Origin of the sequence: Mesosutterella faecium, assembly GCF_022809315.2 — a bacterium.
In the GTDB taxonomy this organism is placed as follows: Bacteria; Pseudomonadota; Gammaproteobacteria; order Burkholderiales; family Burkholderiaceae_F; genus Mesosutterella; species Mesosutterella faecium.
Map to the genome: position 1 here is coordinate 881,394 of NZ_JAKZJU020000001.1, position 21,353 is coordinate 902,746.

Genomic DNA, 21,353 nt, shown 5'->3' on the forward strand with positions numbered 1-21,353 from the left:
TCCGTGAAGCTGGTCGTTATAGGAATGGGGCTGATGGGCGGCTCCGCCGCCCTGGCAATGAGGCGTTCGGGTGCCGTGACGTCGGTCTACGCCTGCGACGTTTCGCCGCAGTCCGTGCAGAAGGCGGTCGCCATGGGAGTTGCCGAAAAGGGCGGCTGCGACCCCTGCGAGGCTGCCCGCGGAGCCGATGTCGTGATGGTGGCCACGCCGGTTCTTTCCATGGAGTCCATCTTCCGGAAGATCAGGCCGGTTCTTTCCCCCGGAGCGGTGGTCACCGACCTCGGTTCGGTCCGGGTGACTGTCCAGCTGGCGGCGAGGCGGTCGCTGGGCGAAAAAATCGCCCGCTACGCTCCCTGCCACCCGATTGCCGGAGGCGAACAGACCGGCGTAGAGCATTCAAATCCCGACATGTTCATCGGCAAGCGGGTCATCAGTACGGCCGAACCCGATTCAGATCCCGATGCCGTCCGGATTATGGAGGCTCTTTGGAAGGGGTGCGGGGCGGAGATTCTGCGGATGTCTCCGGAGCGTCATGACAGGATTTTCGGCCTGATGAGCCACCTGCCGCACGTGCTGGCCTATGCCATGGTGGCCATGATTGCAGAAAGCCGGGAGCCGGAGCTGCTCCTGTCGATGGGCGGCAGCGGCTTTCTTGACTTCAGCAGAATCGCAGCCTCCAGCCCGGTCATGTGGCGGGACATCTGCCTTGCCAACCGCAGAGCCATATCCGATGGGCTGCGCCGCTACAGGAAAGAGCTTGAAATCTTTCAGAAGGCGCTCGACGAGGGAAACGCCGACACTCTGGTGGCGGAGTTCGCGCTCGCGGCGCGAGCCCGGCGCAGGCTTTCCAGCCCCGCGCCCAAGACCAAGGAGAAAGGTCAATGAAGGTCTATCCCCCGAGCCTGCTGATTCCGCCTGTGTCCCGGGCCTGCGGAACCGTTGTTCTTCCCGGCTCCAAATCGATTTCCAACAGGGTTCTTCTCCTGGCGGCGCTGTCGTCTTCGGTCTGCAGGCTCTCGGGTGTCCTCGAGGCTGAGGATACGGAGCGGATGAAGGAGGCCCTGTCCGCGCTCGGGGTAGACGTCCGCCGGGATCCTTCCGATGCTTCGGCCTACACGGTCCGGGGCTGCTCCGGACGCTTCCCTGTCCGAAGCGCACGAATTTTCCTGGGCAATGCCGGCACGGCGATGCGCACGCTCTGCGCCACTTTGGCGCTCTACGGCGGGGATTATGTCCTCGACGGGGTGGAGCGCATGCGCCAGAGGCCGATCGGCCCCCTCGTTGATGCGCTGCGCGCTCTAGGAGCCGATGTCCGCTGCCTTCAGGGCTCGGGCTGCCCGCCGGTGCAGATCGGACCGATGGCGGGAATTGGCCCGCGCTGTTCCATCACGGGCTCCGTTTCGAGCCAGTTCATATCGGCGCTGCTCATGGCCGGCCAGGTTTACGCGGGTCCTCGGGGGCTGGTCATCGATATCGACGGCCCCCTGATCTCCAAGCCCTACGTGGAAATGACCCTGCGCCTCATGAAGCGCTTCGGGGCCGAGGTGGAGGACCGGGGAAATTCCTTTTTCGTCCCGGGCGGAGCCTACAGGCTGGATGCGCCCCTGAGGGTGGAGGGCGACGCTTCGGGCGCCTCGTATTTTCTTGCTCTGGGCGCCCTGGCCGGCGGTCCGGTGCGCGTGGAGGGGGCGGGAAGCGCCTCCATTCAGGGCGATGTCGAATTCGCACGAGTTCTGGAGAGAATGGGCGCCCGCATTTCATGGGGGCCGGACTGGATCGAAGCCCGGGCGCCCGAAAGTGGGAAACTTCGAGGAATAGAGGTAGACTGCACGGCGATTCCAGACGCGGCCATGACCCTGGCGGCGGTCGCGCTCAAGGCGGAGGGTCCGACGAAGCTCACAGGCATAGGCTCCTGGAGAGTCAAGGAGACCGACCGGATAGCGGCCCTGCAGACGGAGCTTCGCCGCGTGGGCGCGAAAGTCGCCAGCGGCGAGGACTGGCTGACCGTAGAGCCGCCGCAGGCGCTGCGGTCGGCCGATGTCAGAACTTACGGGGATCACCGCATCGCGATGACCATGTCGCTCGCCTCCTGCGCGGGAGTGCCCGTGCGGATCCTGGAGCCCGGCTGCGTGGCGAAAACCTATCCCACCTATTTTGATGAGTTCGCGGCTGTGACCGGCTGCGAGTTTTGATTTTTGTTTTGAAGGCGTGAGGAAATGATGAACGAAGCGGCTATCCCCGTCATTGCCATTGACGGGCCAACAGCAAGCGGCAAGGGAACCGTGGCCCAGCGAGTGGCCCAGACTCTGGGATTCCATTATCTGGACTCGGGTGCCCTGTACCGCATCGTGGGCCTGGCCTGCCTGCGCTCACATGTGGATTTTTCGGATATGGCGGCGGTGACGGCTCACGCCATCGCGATCGCTCCGAGATTCGTCTGCGGACGCGTGCTGCTGGGCGATGAAGACATCTCCAAGGAAATCCGCACCGAAGAGGTCGGCACGGCCGCTTCCCTGGCAGCTCAGATTCCGTCGGTCCGCGACGCGCTTTTTGAGCTTCAGCGCCGTGAGAGAAGGCAGCCGGGCCTTGTGGCCGACGGCCGCGACATGGGCTCTGTCATCTTCCCCGACGCCTGCCTCAAGGTTTTTCTGACGGCATCGGTGGAAACCCGTGCGCGCCGCCGTTATAAGCAGTTGATAGAAAAAGGGATTGACGTTAAACTAGATGCTCTTGTCTCTGAAATGGCAGAAAGAGACCGCCGGGACATGCAGCGCACGCACGCGCCGCTCGTCCCTGCCGAAGGGGCTAAGATCCTGGACTCCTCCTGCCTGACGATTCAGGAGACCGTAGTGAAAATCCTGCACTGGTACGACCAGGTTTCACTCGGCGGGGCGGACTGATCCGCGTTTTCAAGTCGTGCCGATGACCGGCGGGACAAGGCCTTCAGGGCGTTTGTTCTCGCTTTTTTAACTAACTCGCCTTCGCGCGCTAGAGGCGTGAAGGGCGTTTTTATTTTTTCATGTCCAACACTGAAACCAGCAAAACCGAATCCTTTGCCGAACTGTTCAACCAGAGCCTTGCCTCCCAGGAGATGCGCCCTGGTGAAGTGATTTCTGCGGAAGTGGTCCGCGTTGACTATAACTTCGTGGTCGTCAACGCCGGCCTCAAGTCCGAAGCCTACATTCCGATTGATGAGTTCAAGGATGACCAGGGCAATGTCACCGTCAAGCCCGGCGACTTTGTTTCCGTGGCCATTGAGTCCGTTGAAAACGGCTACGGCGATACGATCCTGTCGCGCGACAAGGCCAAGCGCCTCGCGGCCTGGATGAATCTCGAAAAGGCCCAGGAGTCCGGTGAGCTGGTCACTGGCACGATTACCGGCAAGGTCAAGGGCGGCCTGACCGTCATGACCAACGGCATCCGCGCGTTCCTGCCGGGCTCCCTCGTGGATACCCGCCCGGTCCGCGACACGACTCCCTATGAGGGCAAGACCCTTGAATTCAAGGTGATCAAGCTCGATCGCAAGCGCAACAACGTGGTGGTCTCCCGCCGCGCCGTGCTCGAGGCGAACATGGGCGAGGAGCGCAACAAGCTGCTGGCCACCCTGAAGGAAGGCGCCATCGTCAAGGGCGTCGTCAAGAACATTACTGATTACGGTGCGTTCGTTGACCTGGGCGGCATCGACGGCCTGCTCCATATCACCGACCTGGCCTGGCGCCGCGTCCACCACCCGAGCGAAGTGGTTCAGGTGGGACAGGAAATCGAAACCAAGGTTCTCAAGTTCGACCGTGAGCGCGCCCGCGTGTCCCTCGGCCTCAAGCAGCTGGGCGAGGATCCGTGGATCGGCATCGCCCGCCGCTATCCTGCCGGCACCCGGCTGTTCGGCAAGGTTTCCAACATTACCGAGTACGGCGCCTTTGTTGAGATCGAGGACGGCATCGAAGGCCTGGTTCACGTCTCTGAAATGGACTGGACCAACAAGAACGTTGATCCGCGCAAGGTTGTGACGCTTGGCGAAGAAGTTGAAGTGATGGTGCTCGACATCGACGAGGAGCGCCGCCGCATCAGCCTCGGCATGAAGCAGTGCAAGGCCAATCCGTGGGAAGAGTTCGCTCAGACCCACAAGAAGGGCGACCGCGTCAAGGGCCAGATCAAGTCCATTACGGACTTCGGCGTGTTCATCGGCCTTGACGGCGGCATTGACGGCCTGGTTCACCTCTCCGATCTCTCTTGGAAGGAACCCGGCGAGCAGGCCATCCGCAACTACAAGAAGGGCGACGAGGTCGAGGCGGTTGTTCTGTCCATCGACACTGACCGCGAGCGCATCAGCCTGGGCATCAAGCAGCTCTCCGGCGATCCGTTCTCTGACTTCGCGGGCTCTCACGAGAAGGGCTCTGTGGTTGAGGGAACCGTCAAGTCCGTGGATGCCCGCGGTGCCGTGATCGACCTCGGCAATGACACGGAAGCCTATCTGCGCGCCTCCGAGATTTCCCCGGATCGCGTTGAGGACGCCACCACCCAGCTCAAGGTGGGCGACAAGGTCTCTGCCGTCATCATCAGCGTTGACCGCAAGACCCGCAACATCCAGCTGTCCATCAAGCAGAAGGAAGCCGCCGAAGCCCGCCGCGCCATGGAACGCATGAACAGCGACGCTCCGTCTGCCGGCACTACCAACCTGGGCGCTCTGCTCAAGGCCAAGCTGGGCAATCACTGAGAGTGACTGCAGGCCATTCAGGGGCTGAGAGTTCTGAATGACCTGAAAAATAAAAAAGGACGCAGCTTGCTGCGTCCTTTTTTTAGGCGTCCTGTGCGGGTTAGGGCCCTCGGGGGCTCTTCATGCAAGAGCCGAGCTTCTGCCCGCACCTGAGGAACAGGCGCGGGCCCTGCCGCCGGACAGCCGCTAAACTTGAACTACCATAGGGCGGGACATGCCCCGGTGAGGCCAGCCAGGGCCGCCCTGGCGAGGCTGCCGGCGCCGCCCCTTTCCACATTCACCCGCGGCAAGTCTCTGCCGCAGCACTCTCTTAAAATCAGCAGTGTTGTTCAGCCGGAACGGAAAAAAATGGAACTTGAACTCTGGTATTTAATTATTGTCCCGGTGCTTTTCGCCGCGGGGTGGTTTCTGCGCGGTTTTGATGCGAGGCAGCGGCAGGAAGAGAATAAAGACCTTCCTGACAATTACTTCAGGGGCTTGTCGCTACTGCTTTCAAACGAACCGGACAAGGCGATCGACGCCTTCATCGAAGTGGCCAAGGTGGACTCCGAGACAGTGGAACTGCACCACGCCCTGGGCAATCTGTTTTGCCGCCGCGGCGAGTTTGAGCGCGCCATCCGAATCCACACCCACCTGATAAACCGAGCGGACCTTAGCGATGAGGACCGGCTCAGGGCGCTTTCCGAGCTCGCGCTCGACTATCTGAAGGCGGGCATCTACGACAAGGCGATCGAGTGCTACGAGAAGCTGTCGGGAAGCCCCTCGTATCACCTGGAGGCGCTCAGGCAGCTTTTGAAAATCCGGTGCACGGAGCATGACTGGACGGAGGCCATAGCGGCAGCGAAGCGTCTGGAAAAGGAGGCCTCCGAAGACCACAGCGCCGATATCGCTCATTTCCACTGCGAGAGAGCCGAGGAGGCCGCCAGGAGCAAAAACATCCAGGCCGCCAGAGCCGAAATCAATGCGGCCCTGGCTGTCCGCCCGAGGGCGCCGAGGGCGCTTATGCTCAAGGGCGACATGCTGGCCCAGGAGGGAGACGATCAGGGAGCTGTAGAGGCTTGGAATGAAATTCGCAGGCATTCTCCCGATCATTATCCGCTGGTCGTCTCCCGCCTTGTGAAGACTTATGAAAAGATGGGAAAACAAAACGAAGCCGAGGCCGTGCTCCGGGAAGCCCTCGAAAAGTTTCCTTCCGCCGAGGTGGTCGACCTCGCCATGAACGAGGCGCTTGCCTGCCACGGCGAGAAGGCTGCTGCACAGGTGGTGAGCGAGGCGATGGAGGGGCATCCGTCCCTTGGAATTCTCTCCATTGCGATGGAGCTTCGCAACCGTTTGAACCCGGAGGACAAGCAGCTCCAGGGGCTGACTGCTCTGCTTAAGAAGGAGTCGGACCGCCAGGGCCGGTTCCAGTGCAGAAAATGCGGCTTCCTGTCGCACAGTTACCTCTGGCAGTGCCCGGGCTGCGGCGAATGGGACACCTATCCGACCCTGCGGGTGCAGGACCAGGCCTCGATGAAGAAGTGAGCGCCGATTCTTCTATAAGATTGTTTACATTTTTAGCCGACAGGAAACGTTTGATATTTGACTATTTCTTAAAATAGTCATCTAGAGTTCCGTTCCGTGGAGTCTGCGGCGGACTTGTGATTTAGCGAGAAAGGAAAGAAATGTTAAAGCGCATCGGCCTGTTTATTTTGACCAACCTTGCCATCGTTGTGATGCTGAACCTCGTGCTCACGGTGATAGGGGTTCTTTTCGGAATCAACTGGGGCGACATGGCTGGGCAGTCCATCAACCTTTCGACGCTGAGCGTCTTCGCCCTGGTGGTGGGCTTCGCCGGGTCGATTATGTCGCTGCTCACCTCGAAGATGATCGTAAAGGCGACGATGGGTCTGCAGATGATTGATACGGAACATCCCGCGACCAATCTTGAAGCCTGGCTTGTGAGCACGGTGAGGGGGCTGGCTGAAAAGGCCAACGTGCCCATGCCTGAGGTCGGCATCTACGAGGGCGCGCCCAACGCCTTTGCAACAGGCCCGACCAAAGGCGATTCGCTCGTGGCGGTTTCAACCGGTCTGCTCCAGCTGATGAACAAGAAGGAAGTCGAGGCGGTGCTCGGCCATGAGATGAGCCACGTGGCCAACGGCGACATGGTCACGATGACGCTGGTTCAGGGCGTAATGAACACCTTCGTCATTTTCCTCTCCCGGCTTGTCGGCTGGGTGGTCGACCGGCAGGTTCTCAGGAATGAAAGCGACGCTCCCGGCGCAGGGTACTACATCACCTCGATGATCCTGAACATTGTTCTGGGCCTGCTTGCCGGAATGGTCGTGGCCGCGTTTTCGCGCTGGCGCGAATACCATGCGGACGCGGGTTCCGCCATGCTGCTGGGCTCTCCGGACGCTATGATCGCTGCGCTCCAGAGGCTCGGCTCCATCACTTCCGAGGAGCTTCCGGGCGCCGCGCGCGGCTTTGGAATCACCGGCGGGGTCGGCTCTCTTTTCGCCTCTCATCCCTCCATTGAGGACAGGATCGCGGCTCTGCGCAACCTCCAGGCCTAAGGAAGCAGGCGCGAGAGAAAAGCCCGCGATCGATTCTTCGATTCAGCACCCGGAAGGCGCCAGAACGCTTTCCGGGTGTTTTTGCAGTCGGATTTTGAGAAAAGAATCAGGCTAGGGCCCTTTGGGCAGCCAGGGGCGCGCAGCGGGACCGGCGCTCATTGCGGCTGCAGGGGGGAGTGGAAGCCCGGGCAGGTGGCTGCCCGGGCAGAGGAAAACGCAAGGGCCCGGCGGAACGCTGCGAAATTTTCAGAGAATGCGCGTGGGGCTGCGGCCCGCCTTTCCCCAGCTTCAGCTGCGGGCGTTCAGGCGGGTGATGCTCCGCGCGTGCGCCAGTGCAAAGCCTGCCAGGCACAGCGCGGCAAGAATAAGGCCGGCCGAGCAGGCAATCCAAAAGCCCAGCGCCCCCATCGGCCCGCCCAGCGGAGAGCCGCAGAAGCCGAGGTAGTAGCCTCCCCCGAGGCCCAGGCACCACAGTGACAGCCCTGAGACAACCATGGGCACCCAGGCGATCTTGTAGCCCCTGAGGATGAAGCTGCTCACGGACTGAGTGGCGTCGAAAGTGTGATAAATCACGCCGCAGAGGATGAGAGTTTGGGCGAGGGCCGCAACGCTGCCCTCGTGCGTGTAGATGCCGATGATCTCTCCTTTGAAGCAGTACAGGAGCGCACTCGCTGCGGCCGCGGCGAGGATCGTGAAGCGAAGGGCGCGGTGCGTCATCTCTTCAGCCGCTTCAGGGTGTCCGGAGCCCAGGCTCTGGGCTACGAGAACGCTTGAGGCAATGCCGATGGAAAGGGGCACCATGTACAGGGTGGAGGTGATGTTGCTCACGATCTGGTGGGCGGAAATCGCCGTTGCCCCAAGCCGAGAGATGAAGATGGCCATCAAGGTGAAGGAGCTCACCTCGAAGAAAACGGAAAGTCCGATCGGAAGTCCGATGCGCAGCTGGGCGCCCATGGCGCGCAGGTCCGGGCCGGACAGGCGCTGCGCGCGCATTTTCCTGCAGGCGGGGTCTTTGCAGAAAATCATCAGGTACAGCAGGGCCGAGGCGAAGACAAGCACTGCGTTGGCCAGCCCGGCTCCGGCGCCGCCCAGGGCCGGCAGGCCGAATAGACCGTACATAAACACCGCGTTGACCGGAGCCTTGAGCGCGAGGACCAGCAGGGAGACCCACATGGTGGTCCGGGCTCGGTTGATGGCTGCGTTTACGGAAATGAAGACTCGGCTGATCAGGGCGAAGGGCAGGGCGATCGCGGAAAAAAGCAGATAAAGGGAGGCTATCCTTGCGATGTTTCCAGTGACCTGCCCGAGCGAAGTCCACAGGCCGGTCCAGGCAAGGATGGGGGCGCCGAGCAGCGACAGCAGGCACACGATGTAAAAGGCCTGGTTGATCTCATAGCCGATGAGCTCGAATTTACGGGCTCCGAAGTGGTGTCCGCAGATGGGCGAAAGCCCCTGGATGATTCCGATCAGCAGCATGTTCAGGCAGGCCGTCGAGGCGCCGCCCAGCGCTATGGCGGCAAGGTGCTCGGCGCCCATGCGGCCGGCCATGATGGTGTCGATGGTGACATTGCCCATGACCGCCATGTTGGCCACGAAAAGGGGGCTCGCCAGCCGTATGAGGCCCCGCAGGGAAATATCGGGCGGCGCGAGGCGCCGGGGCTGGATCTCAGTTGCCTTTGACATGCTGCGCGTTAGACTGCTGAAGGGGTTTGGAGGCGCCAGGGCGGATCAGGTACGCTTCTTCGCTCCGGGGGTAAAACGTCGGAATTCCGATGGCGTCAGAGGGAATCGCGTCACGTTTCTTTATCTTCGAGAGGGTGAAGCGGCAGGCTTTTTCCCCCGTCCCGAAATGAACGCCGGAGTAATAAAGCAGACCCCGCAGGTTTGAAGGGATCGCGTCGGAGAAAACGCAGTCGGCCGAAGAGTAGCCGAACAGCCTCAGCTTGCCTGAAATTTCCCGGGCTACGGGTGTGTATGAGCGGTAGGCGTCCAGCACCGGACTGAACAGGGCGGTCGCCTCCACCCAGAAAAGCGTGATGCCCAGGGCCGCGAGCCAGGGGCCGCGCCACAGGGCCTTGGGACGCCGCCTCAGCCTTTTCGCCACAATGGCAAACCACAAGACGGTCACGGCGGCTGTCGCGAAAAGCAGGGAGCCTTCAACCCAAGGGACGACTCCCGGGGCCAGACGCTCGACGCTGTTGGCCATCTTGGGCGGGAAGCCGGTCCGCCAGGCGATGTAGTAGCACCACAGGCCGACTGCGCCCAGGGAGAAGATGGTCGCCGAGAACCAGTCCAGGAGATTTTCGTAAGAGCGCCGTTTGAGGGCCGCCAGACCGAACGCTGCGAGAATGGCCACCGAGGGGGCCATGGCGAGCAGCGACAGCTCCGGGATTCCGGCGGCGAAAAGCGGCGCCACGAATGCTGCGCCTGCCGAAATGAGCGGGAGCATGATCTGGGTGCAGCCGATGACGCGGTGCCAGGCGTACAGGGCATAAACGGCAAAAGGCCACATCGGGCAGAGGTACCAGATGAAATTGCGCAGCAGCCATGTCGCATGGTTGGGCGTGATCCAGGCAAAGGCGCTCGACTGCACAGCACTCCAGGCCCCGGCCCAGGCATCGAAGGGAACGCCTGCAAAGTGGGCGGACAGGGGCCAGATCAGGACAACGGCAGCCATGGATCCGCAGGCAATGCCCGCCCTTGAAAGCCGCCCGCCCCTGAAGGAGCGCACGAAGAAGATGACCGCCAGCTCCGCCGCCAGCAGGCACCCGCCCCAGGCAATGTTGCCGCAAAGGGTCATCAGACCCGCGGCTGCGCCGGCGGCAACGGCGCCAGCCTTCTTGTGCGCGAGAGACCAGATGACGCCGGCCGTGCCCATGGACCAGCAGCCAAGCACCACGATAGGCAGCCCAATTTCATGGATGCGGCTGAGCAGCCCGAAAGAGGCCACGAACAGCAGCGTTGCAGAGTCTGCGACCGTTCTGCTGTAGTCGCGGGGACTTGCTTCCTCACCAAACAGCATGGAGATCGGCTGCGCCTCCTCCCGGCGGGCAAGATGCCAGGTGCCGTACCAGACGGAGCTGGCGGCCAGGGCAAACCAGAGTAGCCCCGAAATCTTCGCCATGGGGAAAGGGGGAAGCACTGAAAGGCTCAGCCGGATGAGGGCCGCCCCCAGCCAGGCGATGCCGGGACCCGTTGCAGAGTACTCCTGTCCGGCGATGTTGGGCAGCACCCAGTCCGCCCATGTTCCCCGGGCCATGGTCCACATCAGCCCGAATACCTGCTCGTCCCTGGCAATCCAGAAGAAATGCCCGCTGAATCCGGCCAGAGCAAGGGTTGCGAGCAGAACGAGGAGGGCCCAGCGTGGGAGCCGCGCCGCGGCTGATGCTGAAATAATGAGAGGAGACTGGTGGGAGCTGAGCATTTTGACTTCTTAACGACCAAAAAAGGGGCAGTTTTTAAAACTGCCCCTCTAGACTTCTTCCGCAGCGGCTTGAAAGCTGAATTACTTGGCAGCCTTCGCTTTGGCGGCGGCCTCATTCACGGCCTTGGTCTTGGCGGCGAACTTGGCGCGGAACTTCTCAACGCGGCCGGCCTCGACGATGCGGGTCTGGGCTCCGGTGTAGAAGGGATGGCTCTCGGAAGAGGTATCAATCTTGAAGAGCGGATAGGTCTTGCCGTCGATCTCGATGGTTTCCTTCGTCTGCACGGAGGAGGCGATGATGAACGTCTTGTTGATGGAGATGTCGACGAAGGCGACCTCTCTGTATTCCGGGTGAATGCCCTGCTTCATTTTCTTTTAAATTCCTAGTTGAAATGTCGGTCGCCCTGGCGGCCTTGCGAACCTGCCCGTGCGAAACGGGTCTTACAGCAGGCATGCAGCCCACGTGCCAGACTGGGAAAGTTAAATATTATGTACCTTTTTCAAATTTGAATCAACAGGGAATGGAGCATTCCCTGCTGGGACAGGGAAATCAGCTCGCCCTTTTCATCATGTCAAAGAATTCGGCATTGTTTTTCGTCGCCCGGATCTTGTCGAGAAGGAACTCCATGGCTTCGACCTCGTCCATGCTGTACAGAACCTTGCGCAGGATCCACACTCTCTGGAGGATGTCCGGGGGCAGCAGAAGCTCTTCGCGGCGGGTTCCGGAGCGGTTGACATTGATGGCGGGATAAACGCGTTTCTCCGCCAGGCGCCGCTCGAGGTGGATTTCCATGTTGCCGGTGCCCTTGAATTCCTCGTAGATCACGTCGTCCATGCGCGATCCCGTGTCAACCAGAGTGGTCGCCAGGATGGTGAGCGAACCCCCTTCCTCAATGTTCCTCGCGGCTCCGAAAAAGCGCTTGGGCCTCTGCAGAGCGTTGGCGTCCACGCCGCCCGTGAGGACTTTGCCGGACGTGGGGACGACCGTGTTGTAAGCACGGGCCAGACGGGTGATGGAGTCAAGCAGGATGACCACGTCTTTTTTGGATTCGGCCAGACGCTTGGCCTTCTCTATCACCATCTCCGCGACCTGCACATGGCGGGCTGCCGGCTCGTCGAAGGTGGAAGCGACCACTTCGCCGCGGACGGATCGCTGCATTTCCGTCACTTCTTCCGGGCGTTCGTCGATAAGCAGCACAATCAGGACGCACTCCGGGTGATTGGCCGTGATGGCATGGGCGATGTGCTGCATCAGCACGGTCTTGCCGGACTTCGGAGGAGCCACGATCAGGCCGCGCTGGCCCTTGCCGATGGGGGCGATGATGTCAATCAGACGCCCGGTTAGGTTCTCGTTGCCCTTCATGTCGCGCTCGAGCTTGAGCGGTTCATTCGGGAAAAGCGGGGTGAGGTTCTCAAAGAGCATCCTGTGCTTGAGGGCCTCGGGGGGCTGGCCGTTTACCGTGTCGACCTTGACCAGGGCGAAATAGCGCTCGCTGTCCTTGGGAATGCGGACCTCGCCTTCGATCGAGTCGCCGGTATGCAGGTTGAAGCGGCGGATCTGCGAGGGGGAGATATATATGTCGTCGGTGCTGGCAAGGTACGAGGATTCCGGAGACCTCAGGAACCCAAAGCCGTCCGGAAGCACCTCCAGGGTTCCGTCGCCGAAGATCTGTTCGCCGCTTTTGGCTTTTCTTTTCAGGATGGCGAACATGAGTTCCTGCTTGCGCATGCGCTGGGCGTTTTCAATGCCCAGTTCCTGGGCCCGGTCGAGCAGCTCCGTAATGCGCAATGATTTAAGTTCGGAAAGATGCATGGTACGAGAAGAGGGACCCCGCAAGCGGAGACCTGAGGGAGTCAGGCCGCAGCCGTTCAATGAGCGGTTTTTTGTGAGGGTCCCCGCAGTTTAAGAAGGGAAATTAGAGATTGGACTGTATCCAGTCAGTGAGCTGGTCCTTGTTGACGGCGCCCACCTGGGTGGCGACGGGCTTGCCGTCGCGATAGATGATGACCGTCGGGATGGAGCGGATGCCGAGTTCAGCGGCTATGTTGCCGGACTCGTCGCAGTTGTATTTGCACACCTTGATCTTTCCGCTGAATTCTTCCCCGGCTTCCTCGATCAGGGGGGAAAGCATCCTGCAGGGACCGCACCACGGAGCCCAGAAATCAACGAGAACGGGCGTCGTCATGGAAGCCTGAAGGACTTCGGCATCATAGGTGTCGTCAGTGACGTTAGTGAAGGACATAATGGTTTTCCTTGGGTAAAGATAAGCCGGCAATCCGGACACTTAACAATTAAGGATCTCCGCCGTTGACAGCGGGCGGACGGCTTACTGACAGATAACTGATGAACGGACCCACGGAATGGATCCGCAGTGAAAAAACTTCGTGCGTGGTGCATAGTAGCACTTTCAGGCGGACAGCATCGGATTTTCTCCCCGTTCGGGACGGATTCCCGCGAATTTGGATCCGGGTGGGATGAGCCGCCGGCCATGATATGCCAGATGATTGAATTTTTTATTTTTTATCTGATCCATGCAGCCCAGCGGCCGGGTCCGGCACAAAAGAAAGAGGATTCCGGCTGGCGCCGGCTCCCCGGAATGCGGCAGCCCGGCTTTGAGGTGCTCCGGAAGCAGCACCCGCCCGGCCTCCCGCGGGCGTCGGTCTCTCCCGCTTTTGGAATACCCGCGGCGATCGTGTACAATGCTTGGTCGGCGGGTCCCCTCGCATGCGGGCGCCACGAATCTGGTCAGGTCGGGAACGAAGCAGCCATAGTGGAGTGCCAGCAGTGCCGAGGATAAGGCTCGCCATTTTTGTATCTGCACTCCGGGTGCGCGGGCTCTTTCCTTCCCCCCGCTACAATAAATGAAGCGGCCTTCCCGCTCTATCCGCAGACATCGCGGGAGTCTCGGCGGGCGGGCTGCGGGAAAAAACAAGGACCAGCAGATGTCTTATCAAGTTCTAGCCCGAAAATGGCGGCCGCGCGATTTTGACGACGTGGTCGGCCAGGAGCATGTGGTTAAGGCGCTGAGACATGCTCTTCGGGAAAAAAGGCTGCACCACGCATATCTCTTCACCGGCACGCGGGGGGTTGGGAAGACATCCCTGTCGCGCATCCTTGCCAAGTGCCTCAACTGCACGGGTCCTGACGGCAAGGGCGGCATCACGGACAAGCCCTGCGGGGTCTGCGAATCGTGCCGGGCGATCGATGAAGGGCATTTCGTCGATTACATCGAGATGGACGCAGCGAGCAACCGCGGCGTGGAGGAAATGACGGCGCTGCTCGAACAGGCCATGTATCCGCCGACCAATGCCCGCTTCAAGGTATACATGATCGACGAGGTCCATCAGCTCTCGAACACGGCCTTCAACGCGATGCTGAAGACTCTGGAGGAGCCTCCGGATTACGTCAAGTTCATTCTGGCGACGACGGACCCCCAGAAAGTTCCCGTCACTGTGCTCTCCCGGTGCCTGCAGTTCAATCTGAGGAACATGTCTCCCCAGGAAGTAGCCGGGCACCTCTCGCACATTCTTTCAATCGAGAAGATCGAATCCGAGCCCGCCGCCCTGCGCCTGATCGCGGCGGGGGCCCGCGGCTCGATGCGCGACGGGCTGTCGCTGCTCGACCAGGCCATAGCCTTCTCGGATGGAAAGATCACGCTGCAGGCCGTTCAGTCGATGCTGGGCGTAGTGGACTCCTCCGTGCTGGTCGAGCTGCTGCGCGACCTGAAGAAGGGGGATGCCGCCGCGATGATCGGCATTGCGGACCGGATGGGCGAGCGCAGCTTCTCCTATGCCCAGGGGCTCCGCGACCTGGCCGGGCTGCTGCACCGCGTGGCCATCGCTCAGCGGGTGCCTGAGTCCGTCCAGAACGATCCCGAGGCAAAGGACATCCTTTCGCTCGCGAAGGACTTTTCTCCCGAAGAGGTGCAGCTTTACTACCAGATCGTCATCAACGGCCGCAACGACCTTCACCTCGCGCCCGACGAGTACGCCGGCTTTACGATGACGCTGCTGCGGATGCTTGCGTTCAAGCCTGCCGGCAGCCGCGCGGCGGCCCGTCTGGCGGCTCGGGAGCCGTCCCGGGGAGGTGGTGGGGAGAGCCTTCCTGCCGCCGCACCGCCGGCCCCGGAAAGACCTGCGGATCCTGCTTCACAGGGAGCGGCCTCCCCTGCCGTGGAGAACGGCGCGGAGCCGGACCTGCCGCCCGTGCCTCCGCTGCCGACCGAGGAGGTGCCGCCCTGGGAACAGGGCGGGCCAGTTGAGGAAGAACCTCCTGCGGATTATTCCGCCGAGCCCCAGGAGCTCAACTGGCGAGGACTGCTTGCAGCGGTGAATCTTGGCGGAGTGGAGCGGCAGGCGGCCACCCGTTCCCAGTGCGTCGAGCTGCGTCGAACCGGGGTGGTGCTGCGCAACGACCTGAGCAGTCTTTCCACGGACAGCATCAGGAAATCGCTTGAAGAAATTTTTACCCGCCATTTCGGGCACCGCTTTACGGTGACCTTTGAGAAGGGGGCGGCTCAGGGCGACACCGTGTGGAATCAGGAAAACAGGGCTAAGATCGCCGAGCACGCGGCCAGAGTCCGGAGCTTTAAGGACTCCCCCGTGGTCCGGGACGCCATGAAGCGCTTCGGCGGCGTGGTGCTGGAAGACACCGTAAGGCCTGTCGAGGCCGCGGGAAATCCTCGAAACAAAAGGAAAGAAGCATGAAAGGAAATTTCAATTCACTGATGGCCCAGGCGGCCAAGATGCAGCAGAACATTCAGCGCCTGCAGTCCGAGCTGGGGAAAATCGTGGTCACCGGCGAAGCGGGAGGCGGTCTTGTAAAGGTGACCATGACCTGCAAGTATGACTGCCGCCAGATTCAGATCGACCCTTCCCTGTATGAAGAGGACCGGGACATGATCGAGGATCTGGTGACCGCAGCCGTGAATTCCGCCCTTAAGGCAGTCGAGGCCACGACGCAGGAGCGCATGCGCCAGGCCACGGCCGGGATGCCCCTGCCGCCCGGGATGAGGTTCTGAGCGGAGGGCCGGTCAAAGTGCCCGTTTTAAGCCCAAGCGTCCAGAGGCTGATTGACGCGTTCAGGGCTCTGCCCGGCATCGGGCCGCTTTCCGCCCAGCGCATTGTGTTTCACCTGCTGATGGAGGACGGGCGCGCCCAGGCCGCTTCGCTTTCCAGCGCGCTGCAGGAGGCGGTTGAGAAGGTTCATCACTGCCCGGTCTGCAACACGCTCTGCGAGTCAGAGCTCTGCCCGATTTGTGCCGACGAGTCCCGCGAAAGAGACAAAATCTGCGTGGTGGAGACTCCCGCCGACCAGCTGGTGATAGAAAATTCCCTTGCCTACCGGGGGCTGTACTTCATCCTTGGGGGGCGCATCTCCCCGATTGACGACATCGGGCCCGAGCAGCTTGGCTTCAGAAAACTGCTCGAGAGAGTCGAGAAGGGCGGGGTGAAAGAGGTCATCATTGCCACTTCATTCACGGCTCAGGGCGACGCCACCGCGCATTTCATAGCCCGCGCCATTGCCCGGCACCGCCCCGAGGTCCGGGTGACACGGCTCGCGCGCGGAATTCCCTCGGGCGTGGAGCTTGAGTACACGGACGTGGCCACGGTGGCTCAGGCGGTTATTTCGCGGCACGAAACCTTTTCCTCTGAATAATTAGGCAAAACATCCTAGATTTTGCCAAACGAATGAAAAAGGTATATTGTCGGATACATTGTTTTTGGTTCAGGGACTGAGGATGGAATTCATCCGCCACATTTCAGCAGTCATCGCCTGCAGCGCCGCATGTGCCGCCGGCCTGCTGCTGTCCCTGCTGCTACTACGCGGCTCGCTGCTGTCTGCGCGCCGTGTCGTTGCGTAACAAGAGGTTGCCGATTCAATTCAGCAGTCGGTGAAACAGTTTCAAGCAGCGGATACACGGATCGCGTCAGCGAGTTGTGTATCCGCTTTTTTATTATTGATGGTTCAGCAGCCAGCACTTTGGAGAATGAAATGAGCATTTCCCGCCGTGAGTTCCTTACCGCCGTTTCCGCAGCGACGGCCTTGTCCGCCTTCCCCTTTGGAACGGCAGGCGCCGCCTCCCTTGAGAAAAAAAGCGTCAAGATTGCCGTAGGCGGCCGCCAGCTGATTTACTACCTCCCGCTTTCAGTCGCGGCAGGCCTCGGCTACTTCAAGGACGAGGGCCTGAACGTCGAGATCATCGATTTCCAGGGCGGCTCGAAGTCCCTGCAGGCTGTCGTCGGCGGATCGGCCGACATCTGCTCGGGTGCTTTTGAACATACCGTGGTGATGCAGACCCGCGGCCAGAGGATGCAGGCCTTTGTGCTTCAGGGGCGCGCTCCCCAGTGCGTCCTCGCCATCAACAACCACACGATGAAGCACTACAAGAGCCTTGCCGATCTGAAGGGCAAGAAAATCGGCGTGACCGCGCCGGGCTCCTCCTCGCAGATCATGGCGAATTTCTGCCTGCATTTCGCCGGCATCAAGCCCTCCCAGGTTTCCTTCATCGGGATCGGCACTTCCTCGGGAGCGATAGCCGCCATTCGTTCCGGCCAGGTGGACGCCTTCGTGCAGCTCGACCCCGTGATCTCCATGCTGATGGAGCACAAGGAAATCACCATCGCCGTGGATACCCGGAAGGTCAATGTGAGCGACAAGCTCTACGGCGGACCGATGGTGGCGGGCTGCCTGTATGCCCCTGAAGCGTTCATTAAAAAGAACCCCAACACGGTTCAGGCCATTGCCAACGCCATCGTCCGCGCCGACAAATGGATTGCGAAGGCAAAGCCGGAGGATGTGCTTAAAGTCGTTCCTCAGAGCTACCAGCTCGGCAACCGCAAGCTCTACATCCAGTCGTTCCTCGCCAACAGGCCGGCCCTGTCGAAGGACGGTCTGATTCCGGCCCAGGCTCCTGAGACCGCCAAGCGGGCCCTTGCCACTGTGAATCCGCAGATCGCCAACGCGAGGATTGACCTTTCGGCGACATTCACCAACCGCTTTGCGGAAGCCGCCAACAAGCGCTATCGCTGATAAGGAACAATCAGGCGGCGGCCCCGGGACGTTCAGCCCGGGCAGCCGCCGCTGCCTGAATGCAAAATGAAAACTCCTGCCATCGAAATTAAAGACTTGGCCTGCACGTATGTTTCCGAAGACGGAAAAAACGAAGAGCACTATACGGCGGTCAAGGATGTCACACTGAATATCGCCGAGGGTGAATTTGTAAGCATCGTGGGGCCCACGGGCTGCGGCAAATCCACAATTCTCAACATGACGGCCGGGCTGCTCCAGCCCTCGCACGGCACCATCCGCATTTTCGGCGAGCCGCTGATCGGGCTCAACAGAAGGGCCGGCTATATGTTTCAGGCGGAAAACCTGATGCCCTGGCGAAACGCCCTCGACAATGTCATTGCGGGCCTCGAATTCAAGGGCGTGCCCAAAAGTGAAGCCGAAAAAAGCGGCAAGCAGTGGCTGAGGAAGGTGGGGCTGGCCGGTTTTGAAGACCGCTACCCGCACCATCTTTCCGGCGGCATGCGCAAGAGGGTCTCCATGGCCCAGACGCTCATCATGGACCCCGACATCATTCTGATGGACGAAAGCTTTTCCGCGCTTGACATCCAGACCAGGCAGCTCATGGAGAATCTGCTGCTTGATCTCTGGTCGGCCAAGAAAAAGGCCGTTTTGTTCATCACCCATGACCTGGATGAGGCCATCTCCATGAGCGACCGGGTGATCGTCATGTCAGCCGGCCCGGGATCTCATCCGATAGGCGAGTTTGTCATTGACCTTCCCCGGCCCAGAGACGTGACGGAAGTGCGCGCGGATCCGCGCTTTGTTGCGCTTCACAGAGCGATCTGGAGCGTGCTCCGCGAGGAGGTTCTCAAGGGTTACGAGCGGCAGAGCCAGCGTCGGCAGGGAAAGTAGGTCATGTTTAAAAACAAGTGGATTCTTCATTTTTGGCAGCTCGTTCTGCTCGCTGCCGTCTTTGTGTTCTGGTGGGCGATGACCAAACCGGGTCTCATCCCCCCCTTCTTTTTCGACAGTGACACGCAGGCGGCGTTTTTCTTTGGCGAACCGGTCGTTATCTTCCAGAGAATCTGGAATTGGTTCGTCGTTGACCGCGACATTTACGAGCATCTCGCCGTCACTCTTTGGGAAACGGTGCTCGCCTTCGGCATCGGCACGGTTTCCGGCCTTCTCGTGGGGCTGTGGCTGGGCCTTTCCCCCCGGGCCGCTGCCATTGCGGATCCCTTCATCAAGGGCCTCAATTCCTGCCCGCGTGTGATTCTGGCGCCTATTTTTGCAGTGTGGTTCGGCCTCGGGCCAGCCTCGAAGGTCGCCCTCGGCGTCACCATCGTGTTTTTCATCGTGTTCTTCAACGTGTTCCAGGGCGTCCGGGAGGTCAACGTGAACGTCCTCAACTCGGTCCGGATGCTGGGCGCAAGCCGCACGCAGCTGCTGACGGCGGTGTACCTCCCGTCGGCCATGAGCTGGGTGTTCTCCTCGTTGCACTCTTCGGTGGGCATGGCTTTCGTGGGTGCCGTGATCGGCGAGTATCTGGGGTCGGCCCGCGGCGTTGGCTATCTGATTCTTCAGGCCGAGGGGGTTTTCGACATTAATACCGTCATGGCCGGAATCCTTGTGCTCACGCTGTTTGCCGTTATTCTCGACTGGTTCGTCGGGCTGGCCGAATCCCGCCTGATGCGCTGGCAGCCCAAGGCTTCGGCGGCAAGAACCGAAAGGATATGAGCGCAGGAAAGTCCCCGGGCGGCCCGCCGGGGGCTTCCTTATAATCCCTTCACCAGCTTTTACACGCATGAGGCGCAACAAGTGAAAGAAGATCTGACAGAAGTCGTGGCCAGGGATCTCAGCGACGCGGCGAGCGCGCTGGAGGCCCTGCGCAGCCGCCCGGAGATGCTGGCGGCCATAGCCAGCGCCGGCCGCCTTCTCGCGGAGTCCATGGACAAGGGCGGCAAGGTGATGAGCTGCGGCAACGGCGGAAGCCTTTGCGACGCCATGCACTTTGCGGAAGAGATGACCGGCCGGTATCGCAATGACCGGAGGCCCTACGCTGCAGTCTCCATGGGGGACGCCTCTCACATGTCCTGCGTGGGCAATGACTACGGCTACGAACAGGTGTTCGCAAGGTATGTCGAGGGCCTCGGCCGGCCGGGCGACGTCCTGCTCGCCATCAGCACGAGCGGCACGAGCCGCAACATTCTTCTGGCGGCGCAGGCGGCCAGGGCAAAGGGCATGAAGGTTATCGGCCTGACGGGCAGGGAGAATTCCCCGCTCGCCCAGGCCTCTGACATCGCCATAGTGACTCCTGCCGGAAGATACGCCGACCGTGTCCAGGAGCTGCACATCAAGGTCATCCATATCCTGATTGAGATCACGGAGCGGCTCAGGGATCCGCAGAATTATTCCGACGCCGGGTGAGCCCGGCCGCAAGGAAGCAGTTTGAGTCTTTGCAATGCGGGGAAATTACGTGCAAAATAGCATGTACTGGTGAAATGACGACTTTCGGCAGACGCGGAGACGCGTTCCGCCTTTAACTGGCGGGGCGGATGGATTTCCGCGCGGAGCCGGCCGAAGGTTTTTCCTCTTTAATTTTTTAATTCCCCTGCCTGCCGCCTTGCAGGAAGGAGAGTTTTTTACGCTTGGAAAGGATTGAACGACAATGGAACGAATTCCGATAACCGTGGCCGGGGCTGAGAAGCTGAAGGCTGAACTCGACCATCTGCGCCGGGTGGATCGCCCGGAGGTTGTGGCCGCTATTGAGGAGGCCCGTTCGAAAGGCGATCTTTCTGAAAACGCGGAGTATGACGCGGCCCGTGAGAAGCAGAGCTTCATCGAGGGCCGGATAGCGCTGCTGGAAGGGCGGATTCCTGCCCTTCAGGTCATTGATCCGAAGACTCTCAACGCCGGCTCGAAGGTTGTCTTCGGCGCCACCGTGACGCTGGTCGATGTCGAAACGGACAAGGAAGTGACCTATCAGGTCGTCGGTGTTGACGAAACAGACATCGAGCACAACAAGGTTTCCGTTTCCAGCCCGATCGCCCGGGCGCTCATCGGCAAGTCTGAAGGCGATGAAGTGGTGGTGCATGCGCCCCGCGGCGATATTGACTACGAAATCCTGTCTGTCCGCTATATCTGACTGATGCCGCCGCGAGGGCCTGCTATGACTGAACTCATTATTGATCGAGACGAACGCTTGAAGCTGAGGGCTCAGAGCCACGACCTGGCCCCCGTGGTCCTGCTTGGGCAGAACGGCCTCACGGAGGCGGTGCTCAAGGAGATAGACAAGGCAATGAATGCCCGCGGCCTTGTCAAGATTCGCATTCCCGGCGACGACCGCGAGGCACGCTCGGAGATCATCGCCCGGATACTTGACCAGCTGAACGCTGCGCTCATTCAGGCGATCGGCAAAACGGTGACCGTCTGGCGCCCCATTGCCGAGCAGAAGAACGAAGAGAAGAACGAACAGCGCCCGGATCGGGAGGCGCGCAAGCCGAGAAGCCGGGGCGGAAAGATCCTGAAGACGGACAAGAAGCGCCTGGCGCAGGCTAAAAAGCCTGTCCGCAGGGCTCATCCGAAGCGCGGGAGGCTTGTGAAAAAGGCGATGGGGGCAAAGCAGTAAACTGCTTCGAAGGAGTC

General features: G+C 60.8%; 21 protein-coding genes and 1 other RNA gene. 17 read left to right on the forward strand and 5 right to left on the reverse strand.

Annotated features, from left to right (window positions below; genetic code table 11):
- Nucleotides 1-3: 3 nt before the first annotated feature.
- From MUN46_RS04110 to htpX, 6 genes are all read left to right on the forward strand, one after another.
- The gene (locus MUN46_RS04110) at nt 4-885 is read left to right on the forward strand and encodes a prephenate dehydrogenase (protein ID WP_243376794.1); all 882 of its coding nucleotides are present in this window, start codon (nt 4-6) and stop codon (nt 883-885) included.
- Entirely contained in the window at nt 882-2,192 is a 1,311-nt protein-coding gene (gene aroA, locus MUN46_RS04115; protein WP_243376793.1) for a 3-phosphoshikimate 1-carboxyvinyltransferase, read from the forward strand. Before MUN46_RS04110 ends, aroA begins: the two co-directional genes overlap by 4 nt.
- Nucleotides 2,193-2,216: 24 nt before the next feature.
- Nucleotides 2,217-2,900, forward strand: a complete 684-nt coding sequence (gene cmk / locus MUN46_RS04120) for a (d)CMP kinase (RefSeq protein ID WP_340309667.1) — start codon at nt 2,217-2,219, stop codon at nt 2,898-2,900.
- A gap of 119 nt (nt 2,901-3,019) precedes the next feature.
- Nucleotides 3,020-4,714, forward strand: a complete 1,695-nt coding sequence (gene rpsA, locus MUN46_RS04125) for a 30S ribosomal protein S1 (RefSeq protein ID WP_243376792.1) — start codon at nt 3,020-3,022, stop codon at nt 4,712-4,714.
- A 348-nt stretch (nt 4,715-5,062) separates the two neighbouring features.
- On the forward strand, nt 5,063-6,238 hold the full coding sequence (locus MUN46_RS04130) for a lipopolysaccharide assembly protein LapB (protein WP_243376791.1): 1,176 nt from the start codon (nt 5,063-5,065) through the stop codon (nt 6,236-6,238).
- 140 nt (nt 6,239-6,378) lie between these two features.
- Nucleotides 6,379-7,272 (forward strand): protease HtpX, encoded by an 894-nt coding sequence (gene htpX, locus MUN46_RS04135; RefSeq protein WP_237979786.1) that lies wholly within the window; start codon nt 6,379-6,381, stop codon nt 7,270-7,272.
- A gap of 288 nt (nt 7,273-7,560) precedes the next feature.
- Here htpX and MUN46_RS04140 read toward each other — a convergent pair whose 3' ends face one another.
- From MUN46_RS04140 to trxA, 5 genes are all read right to left on the reverse strand, one after another.
- Complete coding sequence (locus tag MUN46_RS04140; protein ID WP_243376790.1) at nt 7,561-8,955, reverse strand: MATE family efflux transporter; 1,395 nt, start codon at nt 8,953-8,955, stop codon at nt 7,561-7,563.
- Nucleotides 8,939-10,696: a hypothetical protein gene (locus tag MUN46_RS04145; RefSeq protein WP_243376789.1), complete on the reverse strand. Its 1,758-nt coding sequence runs from the start codon at nt 10,694-10,696 to the stop codon at nt 8,939-8,941. The genes MUN46_RS04140 and MUN46_RS04145 overlap by 17 nt, the downstream gene beginning before the upstream one ends.
- Before the next feature lie 81 nt (nt 10,697-10,777).
- Nucleotides 10,778-11,065 carry a type B 50S ribosomal protein L31 gene (locus tag MUN46_RS04150; RefSeq protein ID WP_237979778.1) on the reverse strand — a complete coding sequence of 96 codons (288 nt, stop codon included), beginning with the start codon at nt 11,063-11,065 and terminating at the stop codon, nt 10,778-10,780.
- A 181-nt stretch (nt 11,066-11,246) separates the two neighbouring features.
- Complete coding sequence (rho, locus tag MUN46_RS04155) at nt 11,247-12,509, reverse strand: transcription termination factor Rho (protein ID WP_237979766.1); 1,263 nt, start codon at nt 12,507-12,509, stop codon at nt 11,247-11,249.
- Nucleotides 12,510-12,612: 103 nt separating this feature from the next.
- Nucleotides 12,613-12,939 carry a thioredoxin gene (gene trxA, locus MUN46_RS04160; protein ID WP_237979755.1) on the reverse strand — a complete coding sequence of 109 codons (327 nt, stop codon included), beginning with the start codon at nt 12,937-12,939 and terminating at the stop codon, nt 12,613-12,615.
- A 467-nt stretch (nt 12,940-13,406) separates the two neighbouring features.
- Between trxA and ffs the strand changes: the two genes are divergently transcribed.
- The 11 genes from ffs to MUN46_RS04215 all read left to right on the forward strand — a co-directional run bounded on the left by ffs (nt 13,407) and on the right by MUN46_RS04215 (nt 21,336).
- Nucleotides 13,407-13,505: signal recognition particle sRNA small type (ffs, locus tag MUN46_RS04165), an RNA gene on the forward strand.
- A 134-nt stretch (nt 13,506-13,639) separates the two neighbouring features.
- Entirely contained in the window at nt 13,640-15,403 is a 1,764-nt protein-coding gene (dnaX, locus tag MUN46_RS04170) for a DNA polymerase III subunit gamma/tau (protein WP_243376788.1), read from the forward strand.
- Nucleotides 15,400-15,717: a YbaB/EbfC family nucleoid-associated protein gene (locus MUN46_RS04175; protein ID WP_237979741.1), complete on the forward strand. Its 318-nt coding sequence runs from the start codon at nt 15,400-15,402 to the stop codon at nt 15,715-15,717. The genes dnaX and MUN46_RS04175 overlap by 4 nt, the downstream gene beginning before the upstream one ends.
- A 17-nt stretch (nt 15,718-15,734) precedes the next feature.
- Entirely contained in the window at nt 15,735-16,355 is a 621-nt protein-coding gene (recR, locus tag MUN46_RS04180) for a recombination mediator RecR (RefSeq protein WP_243376787.1), read from the forward strand.
- A gap of 82 nt (nt 16,356-16,437) precedes the next feature.
- Nucleotides 16,438-16,560: a hypothetical protein gene (locus tag MUN46_RS04185; protein WP_285230559.1), complete on the forward strand. Its 123-nt coding sequence runs from the start codon at nt 16,438-16,440 to the stop codon at nt 16,558-16,560.
- A gap of 131 nt (nt 16,561-16,691) precedes the next feature.
- Nucleotides 16,692-17,729 (forward strand): ABC transporter substrate-binding protein, encoded by a 1,038-nt coding sequence (locus tag MUN46_RS04190; RefSeq protein WP_243376785.1) that lies wholly within the window; start codon nt 16,692-16,694, stop codon nt 17,727-17,729.
- Between the two features lie 66 nt (nt 17,730-17,795).
- On the forward strand, nt 17,796-18,620 hold the full coding sequence (locus tag MUN46_RS04195) for an ABC transporter ATP-binding protein (protein WP_243376784.1): 825 nt from the start codon (nt 17,796-17,798) through the stop codon (nt 18,618-18,620).
- 3 nt (nt 18,621-18,623) lie between these two features.
- On the forward strand, nt 18,624-19,445 hold the full coding sequence (locus MUN46_RS04200) for an ABC transporter permease (protein ID WP_237979706.1): 822 nt from the start codon (nt 18,624-18,626) through the stop codon (nt 19,443-19,445).
- Nucleotides 19,446-19,526: 81 nt separating this feature from the next.
- The gene (gene gmhA / locus MUN46_RS04205; RefSeq protein WP_243376783.1) at nt 19,527-20,135 is read left to right on the forward strand and encodes a D-sedoheptulose 7-phosphate isomerase; all 609 of its coding nucleotides are present in this window, start codon (nt 19,527-19,529) and stop codon (nt 20,133-20,135) included.
- Between the two features lie 241 nt (nt 20,136-20,376).
- On the forward strand, nt 20,377-20,853 hold the full coding sequence (greA, locus tag MUN46_RS04210; protein ID WP_243376782.1) for a transcription elongation factor GreA: 477 nt from the start codon (nt 20,377-20,379) through the stop codon (nt 20,851-20,853).
- A 24-nt stretch (nt 20,854-20,877) separates the two neighbouring features.
- Entirely contained in the window at nt 20,878-21,336 is a 459-nt protein-coding gene (locus tag MUN46_RS04215; protein ID WP_243376781.1) for a YhbY family RNA-binding protein, read from the forward strand.
- Nucleotides 21,337-21,353 lie beyond the last annotated feature (17 nt).